Here is an 18,897-nt window from a genome sequence, read left to right as displayed (position 1 = left end):
GAAGGCTGGACGGTTCAACGGTTACTAAGAATGATCCAAGTAAATCTGTTTGAGAGAAAAACCTTAAAAGCTTTATTCATGCCCGATAAAATACCGATAAAACAAAAGGAAGCTCAATTGAGCTTCCTTTTATGAAAAATTGTGGGACAGCAGTGGGCTGAGGCTCGCTTTTTATTTCTTTAAAATGTTCCTTCTCCTTTTGAGATGAGGAACACTATTCTACAAGGGAGAGATCTAACGATTCAAAATCTAGAAGCTAAACAATGATTTTCTCTTGATTAAATGAGAAGAAATTAAAAAAATCAACGCACCTCAAACTCTGCTTCAGCAGGATCAAAACGCCAGGTCCGGACAATACGCAGTTCTGAAATATCTTTCATGCCTTGATCAAAACCACCAAAGGGTGCCGCTTTACGCACTGAAGTTTTTGCAGCCTCATCCAATAAAGCATGACCAGAACTGTCAATCAGGCGAATGGCACGAATCCCGCCATTTCTGTTCAGAATCACCATTAAACGAACTTCCCCTGCCAAGCGTTGCACTTTTGCAGCATCGGGATAATAACGGTTACCGTAAAATTCAACTTTTTGACGGAATTTTTCTAAATAAGCGGCTGAAATATCCTGCTTAGCTTGAATGCCATCTACAGTTTTAATTTTTTGCTGACGGCTGAAATTTTGCTGACGTTGTAAATATTGTGCTTCTAAACTTGCCACCATCGCTGCTTTGGCTTGGAACTGGCTATTCAGCGCTTCCATGGCTTTTTTACGCTGATTCTGTTCGGCTTCCTTCTTCCAGCTTAAAGTCGTCATTAAGACTTTTTCTTCAAAGCTGAGTTCACGTTTTTGCTGTAATCGCTCTAAACTTTCTTGTTGTTGCTCACCTGCACTTTGCTCAAGCATTGGTGCTGGCATATCACTCGACATGCGATGTGCTTCACGAAAGGTTCCTGAACCTTGTTGATCTGCCTGTGCAAGAAAATCAGCATTTTCAACTTTGTCTTTACTCGGGCGTAAAGTCACTGCAATTTCTTTCACTGCCGCATCACTTTCTTCCGGCATGGCAAATTGCAAGGTCAAAATCATTAAATGTAGAACAGCAGCCAAAATCACTGCGCTTCTGAAAATAGGATCTTTCCACCATGTATTCATGAAAGGTGCAAAACTGATTTTCTTAAGCATCACATTAAACCGACAAAATGTCTGGTCCCCAAACTGCATAAAACAGTATAAAATAAACACAGTCTTCACTTTTTAATAAAAAACGAGAACTCAATCAACAAGTGAACTGTAGACAATTAAAATCATGAAAATGGTGCAATTAATTTTGCTAAACTGCAAGATTGAATACTTGTATTTTTAATACTTTTCGACAAAATCTATCATCTCTCGAAGCCTAAGAAGATTCACTTGCTAGGATGCGCCATATGCAAACGCTAATATCCAATATCTCGAAACGTATACGTCAAGTGTACCAAAAAGCCGAGGGATTTATTGAAGATGAGCGTGAATTTCCATTATCTCAAGTTTTTTTGAATGCAACGTTCCAGCGCTTTGTCACCGACAATGTGTCTATGTTGAAAGATTTACATGCCGATCTGCATGATGACTGGCTACGTTTATATGCCACAATGAATGTCAAAGGTTTATACATCACCCTTTCAGTCGATTTAAAACTGGTGCAGATGGAGCTGAATAAAGACACTCAGCTTATTGTGTTTGAACAAATCAGTGACACCAAAGTAATTGAAGCAAAATACAAAAATACATTCCAAAAGCTTGCTGTAAAATTTGCTTTATTTTTCTACCAAAAAGTCTTAAATCAAGATCCTTTGGGCATGATTCTGGAAAAGCTCAATGTCATTAAGGTCAAAGACGATTTACTGCATTTAGACCTAAACCGCTGGCTAGGTAAAAATCGTTCCATCATCGACACTTTAGCCAAAGTCCATGTAAACCATGCAGTTTTACGTGAAGCTGAATTGGTGGTTATGGGCAATGTGAATCTGACCGCGCTCTTTAAAAAAATGTCAGAAGAACCGATAGATGATTGGGATATAGCAGATCTTCCTGAAACTGAAGTCAGTCCGCTTAAACAAAAATAAGCTGATTTTTTTTCATGATTAAAATCTGTATTTTTAACTGGAAAAAAACTACATAAAGATACAGATTGGACAAAATTTCGAATTTTATCTTCATAATCAAAGCGCATAATAGCAACCAAGCAAAAAAATGCACTTTATTCAAACTTCATAGGAACACCCTACTTATGGCTCACAATGTATTGAAAACAATCGCGTTAGCATCTGGTGTAAGCACTACACTGTTGTTTGCTGGTTTCTCAAGCCAAGCATTTGCCATGAGTCCATTCCAGGCAAGTTATCAATTTAGCTATAATGGCAAAAATATGGGCTCGGCAACTCGCACTTTAAGCAAGTCGGGGAATAACTGGACTTATGTTTTTGCTGCCAAAGCAGGTGCTATTGCTTCTGCAACGGAAACCAGCCATTTTAGCTTCAATGGTAACAATATCATTTCAAACAACTTTAGCCGAAGCAGCAAAATTTTGATCCACAACAACACCATGAGCATTAATTTCAATCCAAATGCTAAAACCATTAACACCAAAAAAGATGACAAAGCACGTTCTTTTGCTTGGAAATCTGGTGTTCTGGATGAGCTAAATGCTGAATTGCAACTCCGTGAAGACTTAAAAGCTTCAGGCTTAAAATCAAGCTATGCAATTGCCGATGCCAAAGAAGTTGAATCACGTCGCTTTGTAAAACAAGGCACTGAAAAAGTTAAAACCTCTTACGGTACCTTTGACACCATCAAAGTGGTGATGAAACATGATAAACCAAACCGTGATACGATTTTCTGGTTAGCACCTAAACTTGACTATGTTCCAGTGAAGGTTTCTCACCAAGATGGCAAAACATCATACGGTTTGCTGTTAACAGGCTATAAAGGCTTAACGAATTAATCGATTTGATCAATTTCGCTTGCATTTTTTGAGAGCCTTTTTAAAATACGCTTTTGCTTGAAAAAGCATCTGCCCTTAGAGGAATTCTCCCGTGCACGCACTAGAACAGAAAATCTTAAGTGAAGGTATCGTTCTATCTGATCAAGTTCTGAAAGTTGATGCTTTCTTGAATCATCAAATTGACCCTGTATTGATGCAGCAAATTGGTAAGGAATTTGCTGCTCGTTTTAAAGATGCAGGGATCACGAAGATTATCACCATCGAAGCTTCTGGTATTGCTCCAGCAGTAATGGCAGGTTTAGAACTTGGCGTGCCTGTGATCTTTGCACGTAAATATCAATCTTTAACTTTAAAAGATGATTTATATCGCTCTAAAGTTTTCTCTTTCACTAAACAGATCGAAAGCACCATTGCGATTTCAAACAAGCACATCAACTCTAGCGATAAAGCGTTAGTCATTGATGACTTCTTGGCAAATGGTCAAGCTGCTTTAGGTCTTGCTGATTTAATTCATCAGGCAAAAGCTGAAGTTGTGGGTATTGGTATTGTGATTGAGAAATCTTTCCAACCAGGCCGCCAATTGTTACTGGATAAAGGTTACCGTGTTGAATCTTTAGCACGCGTTAAATCTTTGGAAAATGGTACGGTTGAATTTGTTCGTGATTAAGTTTCGAATTGAATTTTAAGAAGAGCGCTTAGGCGCTCTTTTTTTATATTAATCTTTAGGGGATTATTCCTTAGTTAAAATATCTATGTAATTAACTATAGCTAAGTCTGACTTAAACCCATTATTTCCAGCTTTCCCATGGACGAACAGATCCCCTAGTATCTTTAAATTAAAACTGACTTAATGCTGATTTTTGATTTGCTAAAGCTACATCTGTTTGCGTGATGATGCGTGTTCTCATAGACACATGTGCAAATATTTCATCTACTTTTTTTTACCAAATCCTCAATGGATTTTATGTATTCCACCTGAATCCGGTTCTACATTATCCGCTTCAAATGAAATGTAAGAAAATCTGAAATTCATTGTACTTTTTATCTAATGATCCGATTGAAATGAGCTTCCGGAATAAATGCTACTATGGAATAGATGAATGACACTATATGCGATTATTAAATCAACAATTTATATTCATATTATTGTAAGATAAAAAGGTCTAACTATCCGAAAATAGTTAGACCCTGGATCATATTGAGAGGTGGATTTACTTTACAGTCACTGTAATGCTACCGGTGTTCACAGCACCGATTGCTGAAGTTTTGATGCCATCAATATGATTCACTTTTCCGCCTATATTTACAGATGCATCAATAGCTGCTGAATTAAAGGCTAAATTCGCTGCAGTGTAATTACTCAAGGTTTCAGAGAATTGATCATAAGTGTCGGTATTCAGGCTAGCACTGATAGAACTTTCAAACCCCGATGAACCCTCAGAACGCCATAGTTCTAAAGAACGCTCTGCACTTTTTTCAGCATCAAAAGTTTTCTCTACTGTACCTGTATTCACAGCACTCAGATTGCCTTGTTGTAAGTTAATGCTACCGGTGTTTACTGCACCAATTGCTGAAGTTTCTACTGCGAGTTTGTCTCCCACATTATTCAGTGAATTATACTTCCCGTGTACGTTGACTGTTGCATCAACAGTAGCGGTATTAATGGCAAGGTTAAGCGCAGTACCATTTTTAGCATGTTGAGATACAGCGGCCAAGGTAGCGTCTAAACCCGTATTTACAGTGACGTGGTTGCCTTGCGGATTTGCCATGGCTGCACTAGACAGGAAGGCAACAGATAAGGTGATTGTTTTAATGATCTTATTCATGGTTATTTTCCTTTTTTAATTCTGAAGTACTTCTCGCTAAGCACTTCTTTTTATAATGGGAGCGAGCCCATTTTTATATATTTTTTAATCACGCTGCGTGCTTGACCAGTAATTTTCTATAACACCTGGGTTTACATCCCACAGCTTCAGAGTCTTCTCTTCTTCTTTTTGGTTATTATCTTTTTCTTCATTCATTTTGCCTAAAGAAGATGAGTACTTTTTCATGCTGATGTATTTAATTAGATCCTGTTTGCTCATTTCAGGCTCTTCTTCAGGATTTTTAATTACCTCAGATTCTTTATTCTTAAGCGGCTTGGTATCCTTGCTTGGTGAGTTGGTCGATTTATTCTTCTCATCAGGTGAACTCATGTTATGCGAGGACGATTCCTCCAACAAAGATCTGCTGGAATCCACGGTATTTTGTTTCTGACTTTCCTTAAATTTATACAGAGCAACCGAACTTCGCGTTAAACTTAATTGGCCAAATTCAGCCGGTATTTCAGCACGGCAGCTTTCAAATGTTGCTGGTGGAATGACCTGACTGAGCAATTCAAAGGTTGCCAGATTCAACATTTGGCGTAAGGCAAAGTTTGTTGCCTCCCTCTCTCCCTTACCGACCTGAATGTTCAATAAAGTATGGCCAGCAAACCTGCCTGCACTTATGCCGTAATCCTGTGCGGCAATTTGCTTCTGCAGTGAAACATTGGCGACGACTTTACTGCTGCGTGTATCGGTCAGAGATAAATCCAAACCCACCATAATCCGGGTTTGACTGTAATTAGGGCCAACCCCGCCAATCTGCATGTCCAAACCGCCACCAGGAATAAAATCCAGACTGTTAATGCTGCCTGTCACATAATAATCAGAAGCCTGGATTTGCCTTGGATCACGAATTCCCCACTTGGCTTCACTTTCTATAATCCGAGGATCACGTCGGTTTAATAAGCTGACACCAGCCTGAAATAACGCCGATTGCACCATATCTCCAGCACCTTGGGTCACCATTTTTCCACTACCACCATTGGTCACAACATCTTTGCCTGTTTGGTCTAGAATCGCTCCAACAGAGAAACTGACATCATTCCGCAATTGTCCTTTCAGGCAGGATAAAGCCATATCAAAAGGAGTAAAAATATCGGTAATCGGTGGTCCTTGCACCAAGCTAACAGGCTCCTTGTTGGAAAGTGCCATGCCCGTACATCCTGTCAGAAAATAGCCAAAAAAGAGTGTAATACTCACAGAAGATATTTTTCTTCTGTTCAACTCAGGTAAATTCAGCATAATGATGCCCCCCCTGGTTGAGTGCTTAAGTTAGGGCATTGCTGATTATTTTGAGTGGTATTCGAATTTACAGACCCGTCATTGGCAGTATCATTCGAAATATCCACACCGTTATTTGAACCATTTATATTCACATTGCTGGTAGCTGAATTAACGGTACCTATAGAACTTGTCGATGTGCTATTTATTGTGGTTTTTCCTAACCCAGAATAATAATCTGAATCCATGAGCTCAATCAGATTTGCTTGGACTAAATTCTCATTGGAACGAGTACTTGATGATTTCCAACGCTGACTCCACTCATCAGAGGTTGCATGAGTATTACTCAGGAAACATAAACAAAATAAACCCACATTGATCACTGATATTCTCATGATGTTTACCATCCTTAGAGCTAAGATGTTTATTTATTTTTAATCATTTAGTAATAGTTAATTAGTAATGTTTAATTTCTATAACAAACATTAAATCACATAAAAAAAACCAAAGACATAATTTATCGAGTTTTATATGTTTCTTGTTTGTAAAAACAAAGTATCATGTTGTTTTAATTAATAAATTGTTATTTATTGTTTGTTTTTTAGTTGTAAGAAATTATTATATAAAAATTTTTAAAATTTATGATTCACATGAAAAAATCAATTTTATTAATATATTTTTTATATTAAAAACAATAGAAATGTTCGATAAGAAAGACTAAAATTATTAAATTGATTCAGTTTTATGAAACGATTAACTTTGATTTTATTAGAACTTCCATTTCAATGTGAACTAGATAGCGATTCATTAAAAATATAATAAAACAATCACACTTTAGATTATTTATTTAGGAATTCTGACATAAATATGGATTTTTCAGAGCATCACAGGCCAGATAGGAAGTTATACGGTACCTCCGCTTAAGGCTCTGCTTGCTTCACCAATACAATTAAAAAGCATAAAGATGTGACCAATAGAGCATGTCTATATTTTGAATTGTGAACATTCAGGGAGAGTGGGTGTTAGATGATGAAGTAACTTTAAAAAAGTGTAAATTTTAAGAATGATTGGAAAATAATTTTCTCTCAGGAGCAGATTTTTACTCTATATACGACAAATACAGTGAGAAATATTACTAAAGATTCCTTTATTTATAAGTCATGATTTTTATATTTTCCTTACTCACTCAATTCATAAACAGTCAACAAAACAAAGGAAAAATAATTATGCCTTATCTCGATTCCTCTTATTAAAGCAGCGTATTTACAACTTAGATAAACTTCTATGACTTTATTTCAACTAGAATCAAGTTGGCATGAAATGTTCCTGACATCTCCAATGAGAAGATAGATACTGCTGTGCCTCGATGCACTGACCAGTATCTTGATGAAGTCAGATCTAAACTTTATTTCAAGATAAGTAAATATAAATAGCGGATGGAAAAATCTATGCAATGTCCCAAATGTGGATCTTCGGAAGTTGAGAAACGTGATCACGAGAAAAACATCAAGACAATAAGCGGAATCCTTCTTACTTCTGCTGGGGCAACCGCAGGAACAGTCGGTGGGGCGGCAACTGGCGCATCCGCTGGGGCAGCGATTGGCGCTGTCGCTGGACCATTAGGGGTTATTTTTGGTGGAACCGTCGGGACTTTTGTCGGAGCAATTGCCGTAGGTGTCACTGGGGGTATTTTAGGTAATATCTTCGGGAAAAAAGCCGGTGTAATTATCGATAAAAATGTGTTCTTAGATTATAAATGTTTAAAGTGCAATCATCGCTTCAAAGAAAAAGTATAACGATTCAACTCTTAAATTTTATCCTGTAATTAAAAAAGACCATTCATTTTAGAATGGTCTTTTTATTTTTTATATATCGATAAAAATTCTATTCAGAAAGTCACCTATTTAAGTTCTATTTCCACTTTAGACAATTATGTGTTTGCCTGCAGTTTTTTAACCACATCACCCAAGCGTTTACCCTGCTCTTCACACAGCACTTTTTCATCTTGGCTTAAGCCTAAATCGTGGCGTGGACCACTGACATGGCTTGCACCATACGGTGTACCACCCGATTTAGTATTGGATAACGCTGGATTTGCATTTGGTAGTCCCATAATCATCATGCCATGATGGAACAAAGGGGGAAGCATGGTCAGCAAGGTACTTTCCTGTCCGCCGTGCATGGAACCTGATGAGGTAAATACACAGGCAGGTTTTTGATGCAAAGCTCCATTCAACCAGAGACTTGTGGTCTGGTCCCAAAAATACTTCATCTCAGATGCCATATTGCCAAAACGTGTTGGCGAACCCAAAGCCAAGCCTGAACAATTCGCCAAATCATCTAAAGTACAATAAATATCGCCTTCAGCAGGAATACTTGGCTCAGCTTCTTTGACCACTGTTGATAAATTTGCAACAGTGCGAATTTTTACAGCCATACCTGCAGATTCAATACCATTGGCAATTAAATGTGCCATTTCTTTAGTCGAACCATATTTGCTGTAATATAAAACAAGGACATAAGACTGCATAATTTTTATAAACGAAGCTAAAAATGAAAACTATACGGTATTTTTCCCATTTTTTGGTTAAGCTTGGTCATGAAAATTCATAAAGATGATTAAAAAAATTGAGACTTTATACCTATGTTAGAAAAGTATTTAAAAAAACTTCCTTTTTATAATGAGACTTGGTTTCAGTTTGTTTTATTTGTCATAAGACGTTTTGAAGCAGATCGTTGTCGTGAACAGGCAGGTTCACTGACCTATACCACGCTATTTGCAGTTGTTCCCATGCTGACCGTTTTCCTGGTCATCATTTCTTCCATTAAAGCGCTTGAGCCAGCCAGGCAACAATTACAACAACTGATTTATAGTCATTTCTTACCCAGATCCACAATTGCTTTTGACAAAGCCTTTAATGCCTTTACCGATAAATCCAGCAATCTAACCGTTATTGGGATTTTATTTCTGTTTATCACCACGGTGATGATGCTGACTAGTATTGAAACCGTTTTTAATCGCATTTGGCGAGTCCGGGAAACCCGTGGCGGCATTATTGGTTTTATGCGTTATTGGACTATTATTTCACTCGGTCCAATTCTTTTAGGTAGCGCATTCGCTATTTCATCTACCGTAGCATCGCTAAATGTGCTGAGCAATAATTTTGCCGGCTACGAATTAAATGGCGAGTTTATCTTTTGGTGCATTTCCTTTGTCTTGACCATTTTGGGTTTTTTCATTTTAAATTGGACTATTCCTAATCGGACTGTTCCCATCAAGGCGGCTTTGATTGCAGGGACATTCAGTACGGTGGTATTTGAATTATTGAAAAATCTGTTTGGCGTGATCATGTCCAATTTCACCAGTTATGAAATTGTCTATGGTGCTTTTGCTGCCGTGCCGATTTTCCTGTTATGGATTTTCCTGTCCTGGAATATCGTGTTATTGGGGGTTGAAATCAGTTATGCCCTGACTGCATTTCATTCAGGGAAGGATCGCAAACGCCATCCTATGATCATGCTCTTAGACTTGCTGGAATTGTTTTATCAGAAGCAACAGAAAGGCGAAAGTGTCTCTGATGAAGAAGCATTAGAGGTCTTGGGTCGTGGCGAAATTGGTCGTTGGCCTTCTTATGTGCTGATGCTTGAGAAACAAAACCTGGTTAAACGTACCGACAATGACGAGTTTGTTCTAGCGCGAAATTTGGCTCAAGTCGATTTCTGGAGTTTTTATACCCAGTTACCTTATCCACTTCCACGCCGTGAAGATATGGGCAATATTTATCCTGAAGATGTATGGATGCAAAAACTGGGGCCTGCACTGATTGAAGCAGATGACTATCTGGCAGCAAAATTGGCGATTCCCTTATCTAAAATTCTGGAAGAGAAATAGCACGCTATTTCTCTCATGCCACCGAGTGTTGAGAAAATTCCCCCAAGATAAAAATAGCTCGCCTTCCTCGGTAAAAGAGGAAGGAACATGGATCAGACTTAAATTTCCGAAGTGTTCTTCCAGCACATCATTGCCCCGAAAGTGACCAAGCATGTCCCGATCCAAAAGGTGAGATTAGGTGTTGCATCCAAAATCAGCATCGACATAAAGGAAGATAAAATTGGCATAAAATAGGTAGCGAGAATCAACAGCTTGATATTGCCGAACTGCAAACTCTGATTCCAGTTGCTATAGGCAATCCCCACCAAACCACCGGTCACTGCAATCAATAGCCACATATTCAGCTGTGGAAAAATAAAAGCCTCATCCAGAATAAAATGAATGCACCATAAGGCGATCGCCGTCACCATAAAAAATAACGGTACAGCATTTTGTCCTTGGGCATATTTTTTGGTCAGTACGCTATAACATGGCCAAAGTAATGCCCCTAAAAAAGCAAATAAATAGGCCATTGGATTTTGTTGCAGTATTTGCAGAAATTGCTGCAGATTCAAAATATCTGGATTAACCACCAGCAATAACCCAAGTACAGAAACAATAAATCCTAAAATCAACGGCCAACGATAATTCAGCTGCTTTGCCAATATTGAAAAGACAATGGTGAGAGGCGGCCATAAATAATTGATCATCGCAATAATCAGCACCTGATCATGATTTTGTGACAAGGCAATCGAAACCAAAAATAGAATTTCATAAGCCACAAATAAAGCGCCACAACCCCACAAATAAGCTTTCGACATTTGCTTAAAATGTGGCAGTCCATTCAACCCTAAAATAACCATTGCACTAAAACTATAAATCAGTGCAATGGCTGAAACAGGACTTAAAGATTCAGTAATCAGTTTAACCACGGCAACCAGACTTGCCCAAATCAAGATGGATGAGAAGCCTATCAGGGTGGCTTTATTGAACGCTTTCATGCGTTGCTATTTTTCGGCTTCAACCAGCCCTGTAAACTTACGATCAACACACCCATCATCACCATGACTGTGCCAATAATAAAATTCATTTCGATGCTTTCATTCAGCAACCACACCCCAAACAGCATGCCAAACAACGGTGTTAAAAATGAAAATACGCCTAAACGTGAAGCCAAATAGCTTTTCAGCAGCCAGAACCAAATCAGATAACTGGCAAATGAAATAACGATACTATGAAAAATCAAACTACTCATGGCAAGTGTTGTCCAATGAATAGTTGCTTGCCCCAACACGAAAGTTAAAGGCAACAGGAACACAAAACCACCCGCCAATTGATAAAATAAAGTCTGGGTTGCTGGTGCATCGGAAAGCTTGCTTAAGCGAACAGCAATTGTGGTGGCTGCCCAGAGTATGCCTGCCAATAACGCCAAAAAATCCCCAAACAGCATTTGCGATAGATTGTGCCCTGAACTGCCATCGCGCCCAAAAAACGTCACTACGATGCCTAAAAATGCAATAAAAATACCGCTCCACTGCAAAATGGATAATCGTTCTGAAGGTAATTTCCAATGCAGACCTAAAGCCACAAAAATAGGTGCGGTATAAAGCAGAACAACGGCATGCGAAGCAGAAGTAAATCGAATGGCTTGAGCAAGCATAAAGAACTCAGCTGCAAATAATAAAGCCACGACTAAACCAGGATACAAATAATCTTTGCTCCACAGTGAGTTCCCTTCCGCAAGCTTGATCAGTGGATAGACCATTAAGGCAGAAAGCCCTGATCGCAAGGCAACTTGCATTAAAGCAGAAATATCTGGAGCCGCCATTTTCAAGACGACTTGCTGTAAGCCCCAAAGAATACACAAGCCAAACATGATGATCGATGCTTGTACATCCAGTGCCTTGCGTTCTATCACTATTGTTCCTTGAAACTTACCGTATTTTTTTACGCATCCAAAGATACGCTAAACCCCTCAACTTTGAAATTGCAGAGAATCTAAAAAAAGTATTCAGCACCATATATATTCAATAAAAAAGGACTGCCTTGGCAGTCCTTTTTTATTGATTCAAAACTTAAGCCTGAACAAAGGTTTTCCAGACAAACTCCTGGCTTTGACCTTGTAATGTCATAGTCAGTTGATCCCCTGCTTTTAATGCAGCTACACCTGCAGGTGTACCGGTCATCACCACATCACCCGGTTCTAAGGTAAAGACTTGGCTGATGTCTGCAAGCAAAGTGGCAATATCAAAAATCAGCAACGAGGTATCGCCGGTTTGACGTAGCTCATCATTGACATGAAAAGAGTAATGTACATCTTTCCAGTCTTTAATTTCAGAAAGCTCGACCCAGTCTGCCAAGACACATGAACCATCAAAGGCCTTGGCACGTTCCCAAGGCTGACCTTTCTTTTTCAAGTCGTCTTGTAAATCACGTAGCGTCAAGTCCAAACCTAAAGTCACCGCACCCACGGCTTCCAAAGCTTTAGCCGGATCAGCTTCCGCCTTTAAAGTGCGGTCGATACGCAAGCTTAACTCACATTCATAGTGGCAATTGCCCCAAGTCGGGTTCCATGAAATACCTTGTTCCAAACTGATCAAGCTACTTGGCGGCTTAATGAATAAAACTGGACGATCAGGAATGGCATTACCTAATTCTTTGACATGGTCTGCATAGCTACGACCGACACAGACAATTTTAGATGGACGTGTATTCATGATCTTCCCTTTTATTTCACTTTTAAATATTTTAAAACTTACTTTTTGAATGTATTTTCAAATACGGTCTGATCCGCAGACTGCTCAAAAGCACGTTTCGGTACAATAATCACGGTACGATTTTTTAATTCAATCATATAAGTCAGCTTACCTATGGCAAAGTTTTGTACTTCGCTATAGTTGAATATCTGCTTACGGCCATTGGCATAAATTTCTGCATAATCTTGAAATAATTCGATGCCCTGTTCACTTTTACCAAACTGGTATTTCACAAATTGACGTTTAAACATCATCGGTAAAAACCAGTAACGCATAATCAATTGTAAAACTAAAAAGAAAGCACCTAGCGCCACGTAATAGCGACCTACACCATTAAAGCCGAGGTAAAAACCCCAGACAATGATCCCAATACTCACCAGTGGCGTAATAAAGCGAGTGATTTGCTTTTTACCAAAAGTAGCAAGGGCAAAACCATCTTGTGATTCTTCCAAGTTTAAGGAATAACGTAGCGATACAGCCGGCTTAGTCTCTGACATATTTCATCATCAAATTATTACAACAATTGTGCCAGATATTACACCAGATTCAGCCTTTTCCTTATTGTTTTTGCCGGCCTAAATTACATAAGTTCGCTTCACAATTGCTGGGAAATTAATTAAAACATCAGCATTCACTGATAAAAAGCATAAACAGGATGTGATATGCAAAACAATAAAAACAAATACAGCCTATTGATTCTGTGCTGCCTGATTGGCACGCAGACTTCGGCTAAAATTATTCCATGGAAAGAACAGATTCCCAGTAGTTTGAGTCTATTTCAAGGCAAGGCTCAACCACTGGCAGACTTAACTGCAAATCGTATTTTAATTTATGCTCATCCTGCGCAATCCATTACTTTACCGACCTTTAAAAATCCGCAAAGTATGACAGGCAAGTTTTATACTGGTGCAGTGGTTGTACCGAGCAATAGCCAAAATGTAGCGCGGCTTTTAATGAATTACAGCCACTATAACGGCCTATTTCCAACCTTAAAATCTGCAAAAGTACTGGAGCAGCAAGGCAATATTACCCAAATGAAATATCAGGTGCATATCCCTACCCCAATTCCGATCTTAAACTTTAAAGAAAATGTGGTAATGCAGCATCATTTAACGGCTAACAGTATTTCCACCCTTGTTCTGGATGCACCCATTCCTTACGGCGCGGGCAAAATTGAATGGTTTGATTTAGGCAGTAATAAAACTTTAATTACTATTACCCAGTGGGGCGACTTAAACCATCCCAAAGGCTTTTTATTCAGTACCATTTTGAATGCCATTCCAGAGGCCAAACTTGGCATTCCATCAGGAACCAATGCTTTTTTATTAGAAGCTTTGCAAAAATACTTTAAAACACCGAGTTACCAAACCTTAAAAGCGGGAGAACTCCCTGAAACCCCGTTAAGCTCAATCCAGGTTCAAAAAATTGCCACACTGAGCCAACTGTCTCAGGAACCGGTTTCTTTTATCTTGCCCTCAAATAAAGTGCCCTATCCACACGATTTAGAAAGCCTACGTTTTACTAGCAGCTATCAATATTTTGCCAAAAGCCCGCAACAGTTACAGCATTGGCTGAGTGTTCCTGCCTATCAGGAACTTTTTCCGCGCCAGATTAAAGACATCGATATTAAAAAAACTACCCCCAATACCTTTGATGCCGACTATAAAATTTCAGTCGGATTGGGCGTGATCAATATTCCCTTCGATTTTAAGCTGCGCTTTGATTATCCCAACAGTTTAGAAAATCAGTTTGATGCCGTGAGTGGAGATTTGCAGTTTGTCAGAGGTGGAATGCAGCTGATTCCGCAAGGCAACGGGACATTATTAAATATCACCAGCACCATGAAAATCCATGACAAAGCCCCTTTTCTACTTCGGGCGATGCGCAGCATGCCTTATCACGACATGTTGCCCGCGATTGGTGGCAATACCGTATTGGCATTGAAGATTAAGCAGAAGATGAAATAATTGTTTAACAGATTTAATTTATTCTAGGCACAAAAAAACCGCAATTAAGCGGTTTCTTCCAGTTTTACATCCGTCGATGTTATCAAGTTGGTGCGCTCAGAGAGATTCGAACTCCCGACCCCTTAGTTCGTAGCCAAGTGCTCTATCCAGCTGAGCTATGAGCGCGACGTCTTGATGTGGTGCATTATACGCGTTTTTAACGCTCTGTTAAGTGCTTTTTAACAAATACGTAATCAAGTGAACAGTTATTGGGCAAAATTGAATTTTTCAGCTATTTTTTAAACGAAAAAGTTAATTTAATCCTGCCACACTACATCTATATCCTGTAAATGATCATGCTGATAAAGAGAATTGAATCATTAATCATTACCCCACCTTACCCTTTTTCACTTCTCCTACCCGCTGGTAATAAGTGAATACCACACCATTTGATGTGACCAAGTGATCCGTTAATTCAAAAATCGTGGGAATTAAACCCTCAGCAAATAAGCGTTTACCTGTACCCAGGAGAATAGGCAAAGTCATCAGACAAAGTTCGTCAACCAAATGATGTTTGAAAAGTGCCTATGCCATATTGGCACTGCCATGAACTTTGACATCATCACCTTCTGAAGCTTTGAGCTTTTTCACATCATCAAGATTCTTCAAAAAGACAGAATTTTGCCAGTCCGAGTAATCCAAAGTATTAGACATGACCTACTTAATGACATCATTAATTCCCGCCCACATCTCAGCATGCTTTGACCAGTAAGGTTCCCAAATCTTAAAGGTGTTTTTCCCAAAAGAATCTCTGTGGACTGCATCCATTTTTGCATGATCGTATCGAGTACTTCATCCGCATCATAAAAATAAGAGGCAACCCAGCCACCATCTTTAAAGTCGCTTGACCGATCTTCCTCTGGTCCACCGGGTGCTTGAATAACACCATCTAAAGTCATAAATTCCTGAACAATGATTTTTCTCATCTTATTTTTCTCGTATCAGCCCTTCATTTTGTTTATTTTATGACCCAGTATTTGTTTTTATTATTCAGCTTATTTCAATTCTATAAATTTCAGACACAAAAAAACCGCAACATGTGCGGTTTTTTCCAGTTTTACATCTGTCGATGTTCAAGTTGGTGCGCTCAGAGAGATTCGAACTCCCGACCCCTTAGTTCGTAGCCAAGTGCTCTATCCAGCTGAGCTATGAGCGCGTACTTGAGTTGCCTTTCAGCATTCGTTACATTTACGTTTAACTTGATTGGTGCGCTCAGAGAGATTCGAACTCCCGACCCCTTAGTTCGTAGCCAAGTGCTCTATCCAGCTGAGCTATGAGCGCATTTCAAGTTATTCGTGGCGGTGAGAGAGGGATTCGAACCCTCGGTGGGCTTTAAGACCCACGCTCCCTTAGCAGGGGAGTACCTTCAGCCACTCGGCCACCTCACCGTAACGAGCCGCCATAATACAAACTAAACTTCACTTCTTCAAGTCACATTTCAAAAAATTCTGATATTTTTAATCAATCATCTATTTTTTAAACGATTTCCACCCTTATTGAGCCCCTTTCCCGCTTTTTTCGACAGTTGCTCGTGTGAAATGTGCAGCTTCACTGTAAAATTGGAATTGAAAACACAATATTGCAATCATTTTCGTGCAGTATCATGCTGCATGACTTATGCTAATCCTATCTTCTGACATGAAGCCAAAGACATTATGAAAAATTGGGTCGACCCTGAAGCTAAGGCTGAAGCCGAACGTTATGACAATCCTATTCCAAGCCGTATTCTCATTTCAGAAACGATTGAAAAATTACAAGCACCACAATCTCATGCAGATTTAGTGGAATACTTTAATATTGCAGATGAAAGAAGTATAGAAGCACTCAGCCATCGTTTAAGTGCCATGGTACGCGATGGCCAGTTGATGAAAGATGGATTTAAGTTCCTGCTCGCAACCAGCCAGCCGACTCATGAAGCAACCGTATACATCAACTCGAAAGGTTTAGGTAGTGCGAACATTTCCGGTCATGATGATATTTTATTGCCTGAACGTGAACTGCGTTTAGTCTTTAATGGTGACCGCGTTAAAGTGCGTCAGACTTCTGTCGACCGTAAAGGTAAAGCTTGGGGCTTTATTACTGAAGTCGTGCAGCATCGTGTAAAACAGATTATTGGTAAAGTTGCGGTTTACGATGGTGAATACTTTATTCAACCTGCAAATCCAAATGCACACCAACCGATTACCTTAGAAAAAGAACTGATTGAACATGCCCAAGTTAAAGTCGGTGATTCTGTTCGTGTAGCCATTGATGACTACCCGACCCGTGAAGAATTACCTACAGGACACATCGTGCAATCGATGGCGGACAAAGCCGACACCGAAATCATTATTCCACAAACCATTCTGGAATTTGGTTTGCCGTATGAATTCCCGGAAGAAGTGGTTCGCGATGCAGAAAGCTTTAAAGAACCGAATGAACAGGATCGCCAAGGTCGTATCGATTTACGTGATTTAGCCTTAGTCACCATTGATGGTGAAGATGCGCGCGACTTTGACGATGCCGTGTATGCAGAGAAACGTCCAGGTGGCGGTTACCGTGTGGTGGTTGCGATTGCTGACGTCAGTCATTATGTGCGTAACGACAGACCACTGGATGATGAAGCCAAAGAACGGGGTACTTCGGTGTATTTCCCGCATTTTGTCTTGCCGATGTTGCCTGAAGCCTTGTCCAATGGCTTGTGCTCGCTCAATCCACACGTCGACCGTCTATGTATGGTGTGTGATTTGACTTTATCCCGTGCAGGTAAAGTCACCGGCTTCCAGTTTTATCCATCAGTCATGCATTCAAAAGCACGCTTAACCTACACTCAGGTTGCGCAATATTTTGATGGCGAAAGCGATGCGATTCCTGAAGACCGCAGTGTGCACAAGTCATTGAATACCCTGTTCCAGCTCTATCAGACCCTCAAAGGTTTACGTGCTGAACGTCATGCAATGGAATTCGAAACTGTCGAAACCTCCATGACTTTTGATGAGCTAGGTGGGATTAAAGAAATTCTGCCGCGTTCACGCAATGAAGCACACAAACTGATTGAAGAATGTATGTTGCTTGCCAATGTTGCAGCAGCAGAATATGCCTTGGAAAACGACATTCCAATGTTGTACCGTGTGCATGAGCCACCTGAATTTTCACGTATCCAAAAAGTTCGGGAGTATGTGAAATTACTTGGCTTACCATTCCCGGAACAGCCAACACAAAAAGATTACCAAGCGGTGATTGATGCGACTAAAGACCGTATTGATGCGCCAAGTATTCATGCAGTGTTGTTACGTTCAATGATGCAGGCTTATTACGGCGCAAACAACGCCGGGCATTTTGGTTTGGCTTATGATGCGTATACGCACTTCACTTCACCAATTCGTCGTTATCCTGACTTGTTGTTGCACCGTGCCATCAAAGCGCATTTAAAACAAAAGCCTTTTGCGCTTTCAGGTGCTGCTTTAGATAATGCCGGCGAGCATTTCTCGCAAACTGAACGCCGTGCTGATGAAGCATCTCGTTCTGTGACCACCTGGTTGAAATGTCACTATATGCAGCAGCATTTAGGTGAAGAATTCGTGGGCATCATCAGTGCAGTCGCTGAATTTGGTTTATTCGTCACCCTTAAAGACTTATATGTCGATGGCATGATTCACGTTAGCCAATTGGGCGATGACTTCTTTGTTTATGATCAAGCCAGCCAAAGCTTGGTCGGTCAAAGTCGTGGTCAAACCTTTAGTCTGGGTGATGAAGTCAAAATCAAAGTTGCAGCTGTGAATCTGGAAGATCGCAAGATTGACTTTGAACTGTTGCAGCAAATGACCCATGCCGGTCGTGCGATTCGTAGCCGAGCACCGCGTGTTGCCAAAACTACAGCGAAAGAAGAGGTTTATAACCCTCGTGCCAAAGTCGTAGTCAGTGAAGATGGTGAACAGCCAATTCGCAAGAAAAAGCCAAAAACCAAGTCAGATGCTTTTGCTAGAAAGTCAGATAAAAAGCCTGTAGCTAAATCGGACCTAAAAGCCAAAGATAAAGACAAAGTGAAGAAAAAGTCTAAGCCGAAAAAGAAAAAGGCCAATGCGAAACCTAAAATAGAGTAATTTTCAAAAATTAAGCCCTACTTGGGTAGGGCTTTTTTATTGCTCAGTGATATTCATAGCTATTTACCGACTAAAACAGGCATAGACCTTGATTTCCTCGTGCCTAAGCCCTAC

The 18,897-nt window shown here is 39.8% G+C and carries 16 protein-coding genes, 4 tRNA genes and 2 pseudogenes; 8 read left to right on the top strand and 14 right to left on the bottom strand.

Features of this window, described 5'->3' with window-relative positions; all coding sequences use genetic code 11:
• Window positions 1–135, top strand: a pseudogene (locus E0409_RS11145) (IS4 family transposase); the annotation flags it as partial.
• Window positions 136–302: 167 nt separating this feature from the next.
• On the opposite strand, the gene E0409_RS11140 reads toward E0409_RS11145, so the two are convergent.
• A complete protein-coding gene (locus tag E0409_RS11140; protein WP_131290888.1) occupies window positions 303–1,181 on the bottom strand; it encodes an energy transducer TonB in 879 nt (292 codons plus the stop codon).
• A gap of 245 nt (window positions 1,182–1,426) precedes the next feature.
• Between E0409_RS11140 and E0409_RS11135 the strand changes: the two genes are divergently transcribed.
• From E0409_RS11135 to E0409_RS11125, 3 genes are all read left to right on the top strand, one after another.
• Window positions 1,427–2,104: a hypothetical protein gene (locus tag E0409_RS11135; protein WP_131290886.1), complete on the top strand. Its 678-nt coding sequence runs from the start codon at window positions 1,427–1,429 to the stop codon at window positions 2,102–2,104.
• Window positions 2,105–2,268: 164 nt separating this feature from the next.
• Complete coding sequence (locus tag E0409_RS11130) at window positions 2,269–2,982, top strand: DUF3108 domain-containing protein (RefSeq protein WP_131290884.1); 714 nt, start codon at window positions 2,269–2,271, stop codon at window positions 2,980–2,982.
• Between the two features lie 91 nt (window positions 2,983–3,073).
• Window positions 3,074–3,649 carry a xanthine phosphoribosyltransferase gene (locus E0409_RS11125; RefSeq protein ID WP_067723750.1) on the top strand — a complete coding sequence of 192 codons (576 nt, stop codon included), beginning with the start codon at window positions 3,074–3,076 and terminating at the stop codon, window positions 3,647–3,649.
• Between the two features lie 544 nt (window positions 3,650–4,193).
• Here the strand turns inward: E0409_RS11125 and E0409_RS11120 are convergent.
• The 3 genes from E0409_RS11120 to E0409_RS11110 form a co-directional block, all read right to left on the bottom strand.
• Window positions 4,194–4,808 carry a hypothetical protein gene (locus E0409_RS11120; protein ID WP_131290882.1) on the bottom strand — a complete coding sequence of 205 codons (615 nt, stop codon included), beginning with the start codon at window positions 4,806–4,808 and terminating at the stop codon, window positions 4,194–4,196.
• 84 nt (window positions 4,809–4,892) lie between these two features.
• A complete protein-coding gene (locus tag E0409_RS11115) occupies window positions 4,893–6,089 on the bottom strand; it encodes a CsgG/HfaB family protein (RefSeq protein ID WP_131290880.1) in 1,197 nt (398 codons plus the stop codon).
• Complete coding sequence (locus E0409_RS11110; RefSeq protein ID WP_131290878.1) at window positions 6,083–6,463, bottom strand: hypothetical protein; 381 nt, start codon at window positions 6,461–6,463, stop codon at window positions 6,083–6,085. The genes E0409_RS11115 and E0409_RS11110 overlap by 7 nt, the downstream gene beginning before the upstream one ends.
• Before the next feature lie 1,041 nt (window positions 6,464–7,504).
• Here E0409_RS11110 and E0409_RS11105 point away from each other — a divergent pair.
• Entirely contained in the window at window positions 7,505–7,864 is a 360-nt protein-coding gene (locus E0409_RS11105) for a hypothetical protein (RefSeq protein ID WP_131290876.1), read from the top strand.
• Between the two features lie 134 nt (window positions 7,865–7,998).
• Here the strand turns inward: E0409_RS11105 and wrbA are convergent, their stop codons facing one another.
• Window positions 7,999–8,598 (bottom strand): NAD(P)H:quinone oxidoreductase, encoded by a 600-nt coding sequence (wrbA, locus tag E0409_RS11100; RefSeq protein ID WP_131290874.1) that lies wholly within the window; start codon window positions 8,596–8,598, stop codon window positions 7,999–8,001.
• A gap of 114 nt (window positions 8,599–8,712) precedes the next feature.
• Here wrbA and E0409_RS11095 point away from each other — a divergent pair, with 114 nt between their 5' ends.
• Window positions 8,713–9,960 carry a YihY family inner membrane protein gene (locus tag E0409_RS11095; RefSeq protein WP_131290872.1) on the top strand — a complete coding sequence of 416 codons (1,248 nt, stop codon included), beginning with the start codon at window positions 8,713–8,715 and terminating at the stop codon, window positions 9,958–9,960.
• 98 nt (window positions 9,961–10,058) lie between these two features.
• Here the strand turns inward: E0409_RS11095 and yddG are convergent, their stop codons facing one another.
• The 4 genes from yddG to E0409_RS11075 all read right to left on the bottom strand — a co-directional run bounded on the left by yddG (window position 10,059) and on the right by E0409_RS11075 (window position 13,192).
• Complete coding sequence (gene yddG / locus E0409_RS11090; protein ID WP_131290870.1) at window positions 10,059–10,940, bottom strand: aromatic amino acid DMT transporter YddG; 882 nt, start codon at window positions 10,938–10,940, stop codon at window positions 10,059–10,061.
• Entirely contained in the window at window positions 10,937–11,815 is an 879-nt protein-coding gene (locus E0409_RS11085; RefSeq protein WP_171458810.1) for a DMT family transporter, read from the bottom strand. Before E0409_RS11085 ends, yddG begins: the two co-directional genes overlap by 4 nt.
• 199 nt (window positions 11,816–12,014) lie before the next feature.
• A complete protein-coding gene (locus tag E0409_RS11080; RefSeq protein WP_286364054.1) occupies window positions 12,015–12,671 on the bottom strand; it encodes a fumarylacetoacetate hydrolase family protein in 657 nt (218 codons plus the stop codon).
• Window positions 12,672–12,694: 23 nt separating this feature from the next.
• Window positions 12,695–13,192, bottom strand: a complete 498-nt coding sequence (locus E0409_RS11075; RefSeq protein ID WP_131290864.1) for a YcxB family protein — start codon at window positions 13,190–13,192, stop codon at window positions 12,695–12,697.
• A 165-nt stretch (window positions 13,193–13,357) separates the two neighbouring features.
• Between E0409_RS11075 and E0409_RS11070 the strand changes: the two genes are divergently transcribed.
• A complete protein-coding gene (locus E0409_RS11070; protein ID WP_131290862.1) occupies window positions 13,358–14,662 on the top strand; it encodes an SRPBCC family protein in 1,305 nt (434 codons plus the stop codon).
• 88 nt (window positions 14,663–14,750) lie between these two features.
• On the opposite strand, the gene E0409_RS11065 is transcribed toward E0409_RS11070, so the two are convergent.
• The 5 genes and pseudogenes from E0409_RS11065 to E0409_RS11045 form a co-directional block, all read right to left on the bottom strand.
• Window positions 14,751–14,827 (bottom strand) — tRNA-Arg (locus E0409_RS11065).
• Window positions 14,828–15,028: 201 nt separating this feature from the next.
• Window positions 15,029–15,627: pseudogene (locus tag E0409_RS11060) on the bottom strand (dihydrofolate reductase family protein).
• Window positions 15,628–15,780: 153 nt separating this feature from the next.
• Window positions 15,781–15,857: transfer RNA gene (locus tag E0409_RS11055), tRNA-Arg, on the bottom strand.
• A 48-nt stretch (window positions 15,858–15,905) separates the two neighbouring features.
• Window positions 15,906–15,982 (bottom strand) — tRNA-Arg (locus E0409_RS11050).
• A gap of 15 nt (window positions 15,983–15,997) precedes the next feature.
• Window positions 15,998–16,089, bottom strand: a tRNA-Ser gene (locus E0409_RS11045).
• Window positions 16,090–16,353: 264 nt separating this feature from the next.
• On the opposite strand from E0409_RS11045, the gene rnr reads away from it, so the two are divergent.
• The gene (rnr, locus tag E0409_RS11040) at window positions 16,354–18,783 is read left to right on the top strand and encodes a ribonuclease R (RefSeq protein ID WP_213073370.1); all 2,430 of its coding nucleotides are present in this window, start codon (window positions 16,354–16,356) and stop codon (window positions 18,781–18,783) included.
• The last annotated feature ends 114 nt before the right edge of the window (window positions 18,784–18,897 follow it).

The organism is Acinetobacter sp. ANC 4862 (genome assembly GCF_004336635.1).
Taxonomy (GTDB): domain Bacteria; phylum Pseudomonadota; class Gammaproteobacteria; order Pseudomonadales; family Moraxellaceae; genus Acinetobacter.
The sequence above is the reverse complement of the archived record's forward strand: the minus strand, read 5'-3'. Positions and strand labels throughout refer to the sequence as shown.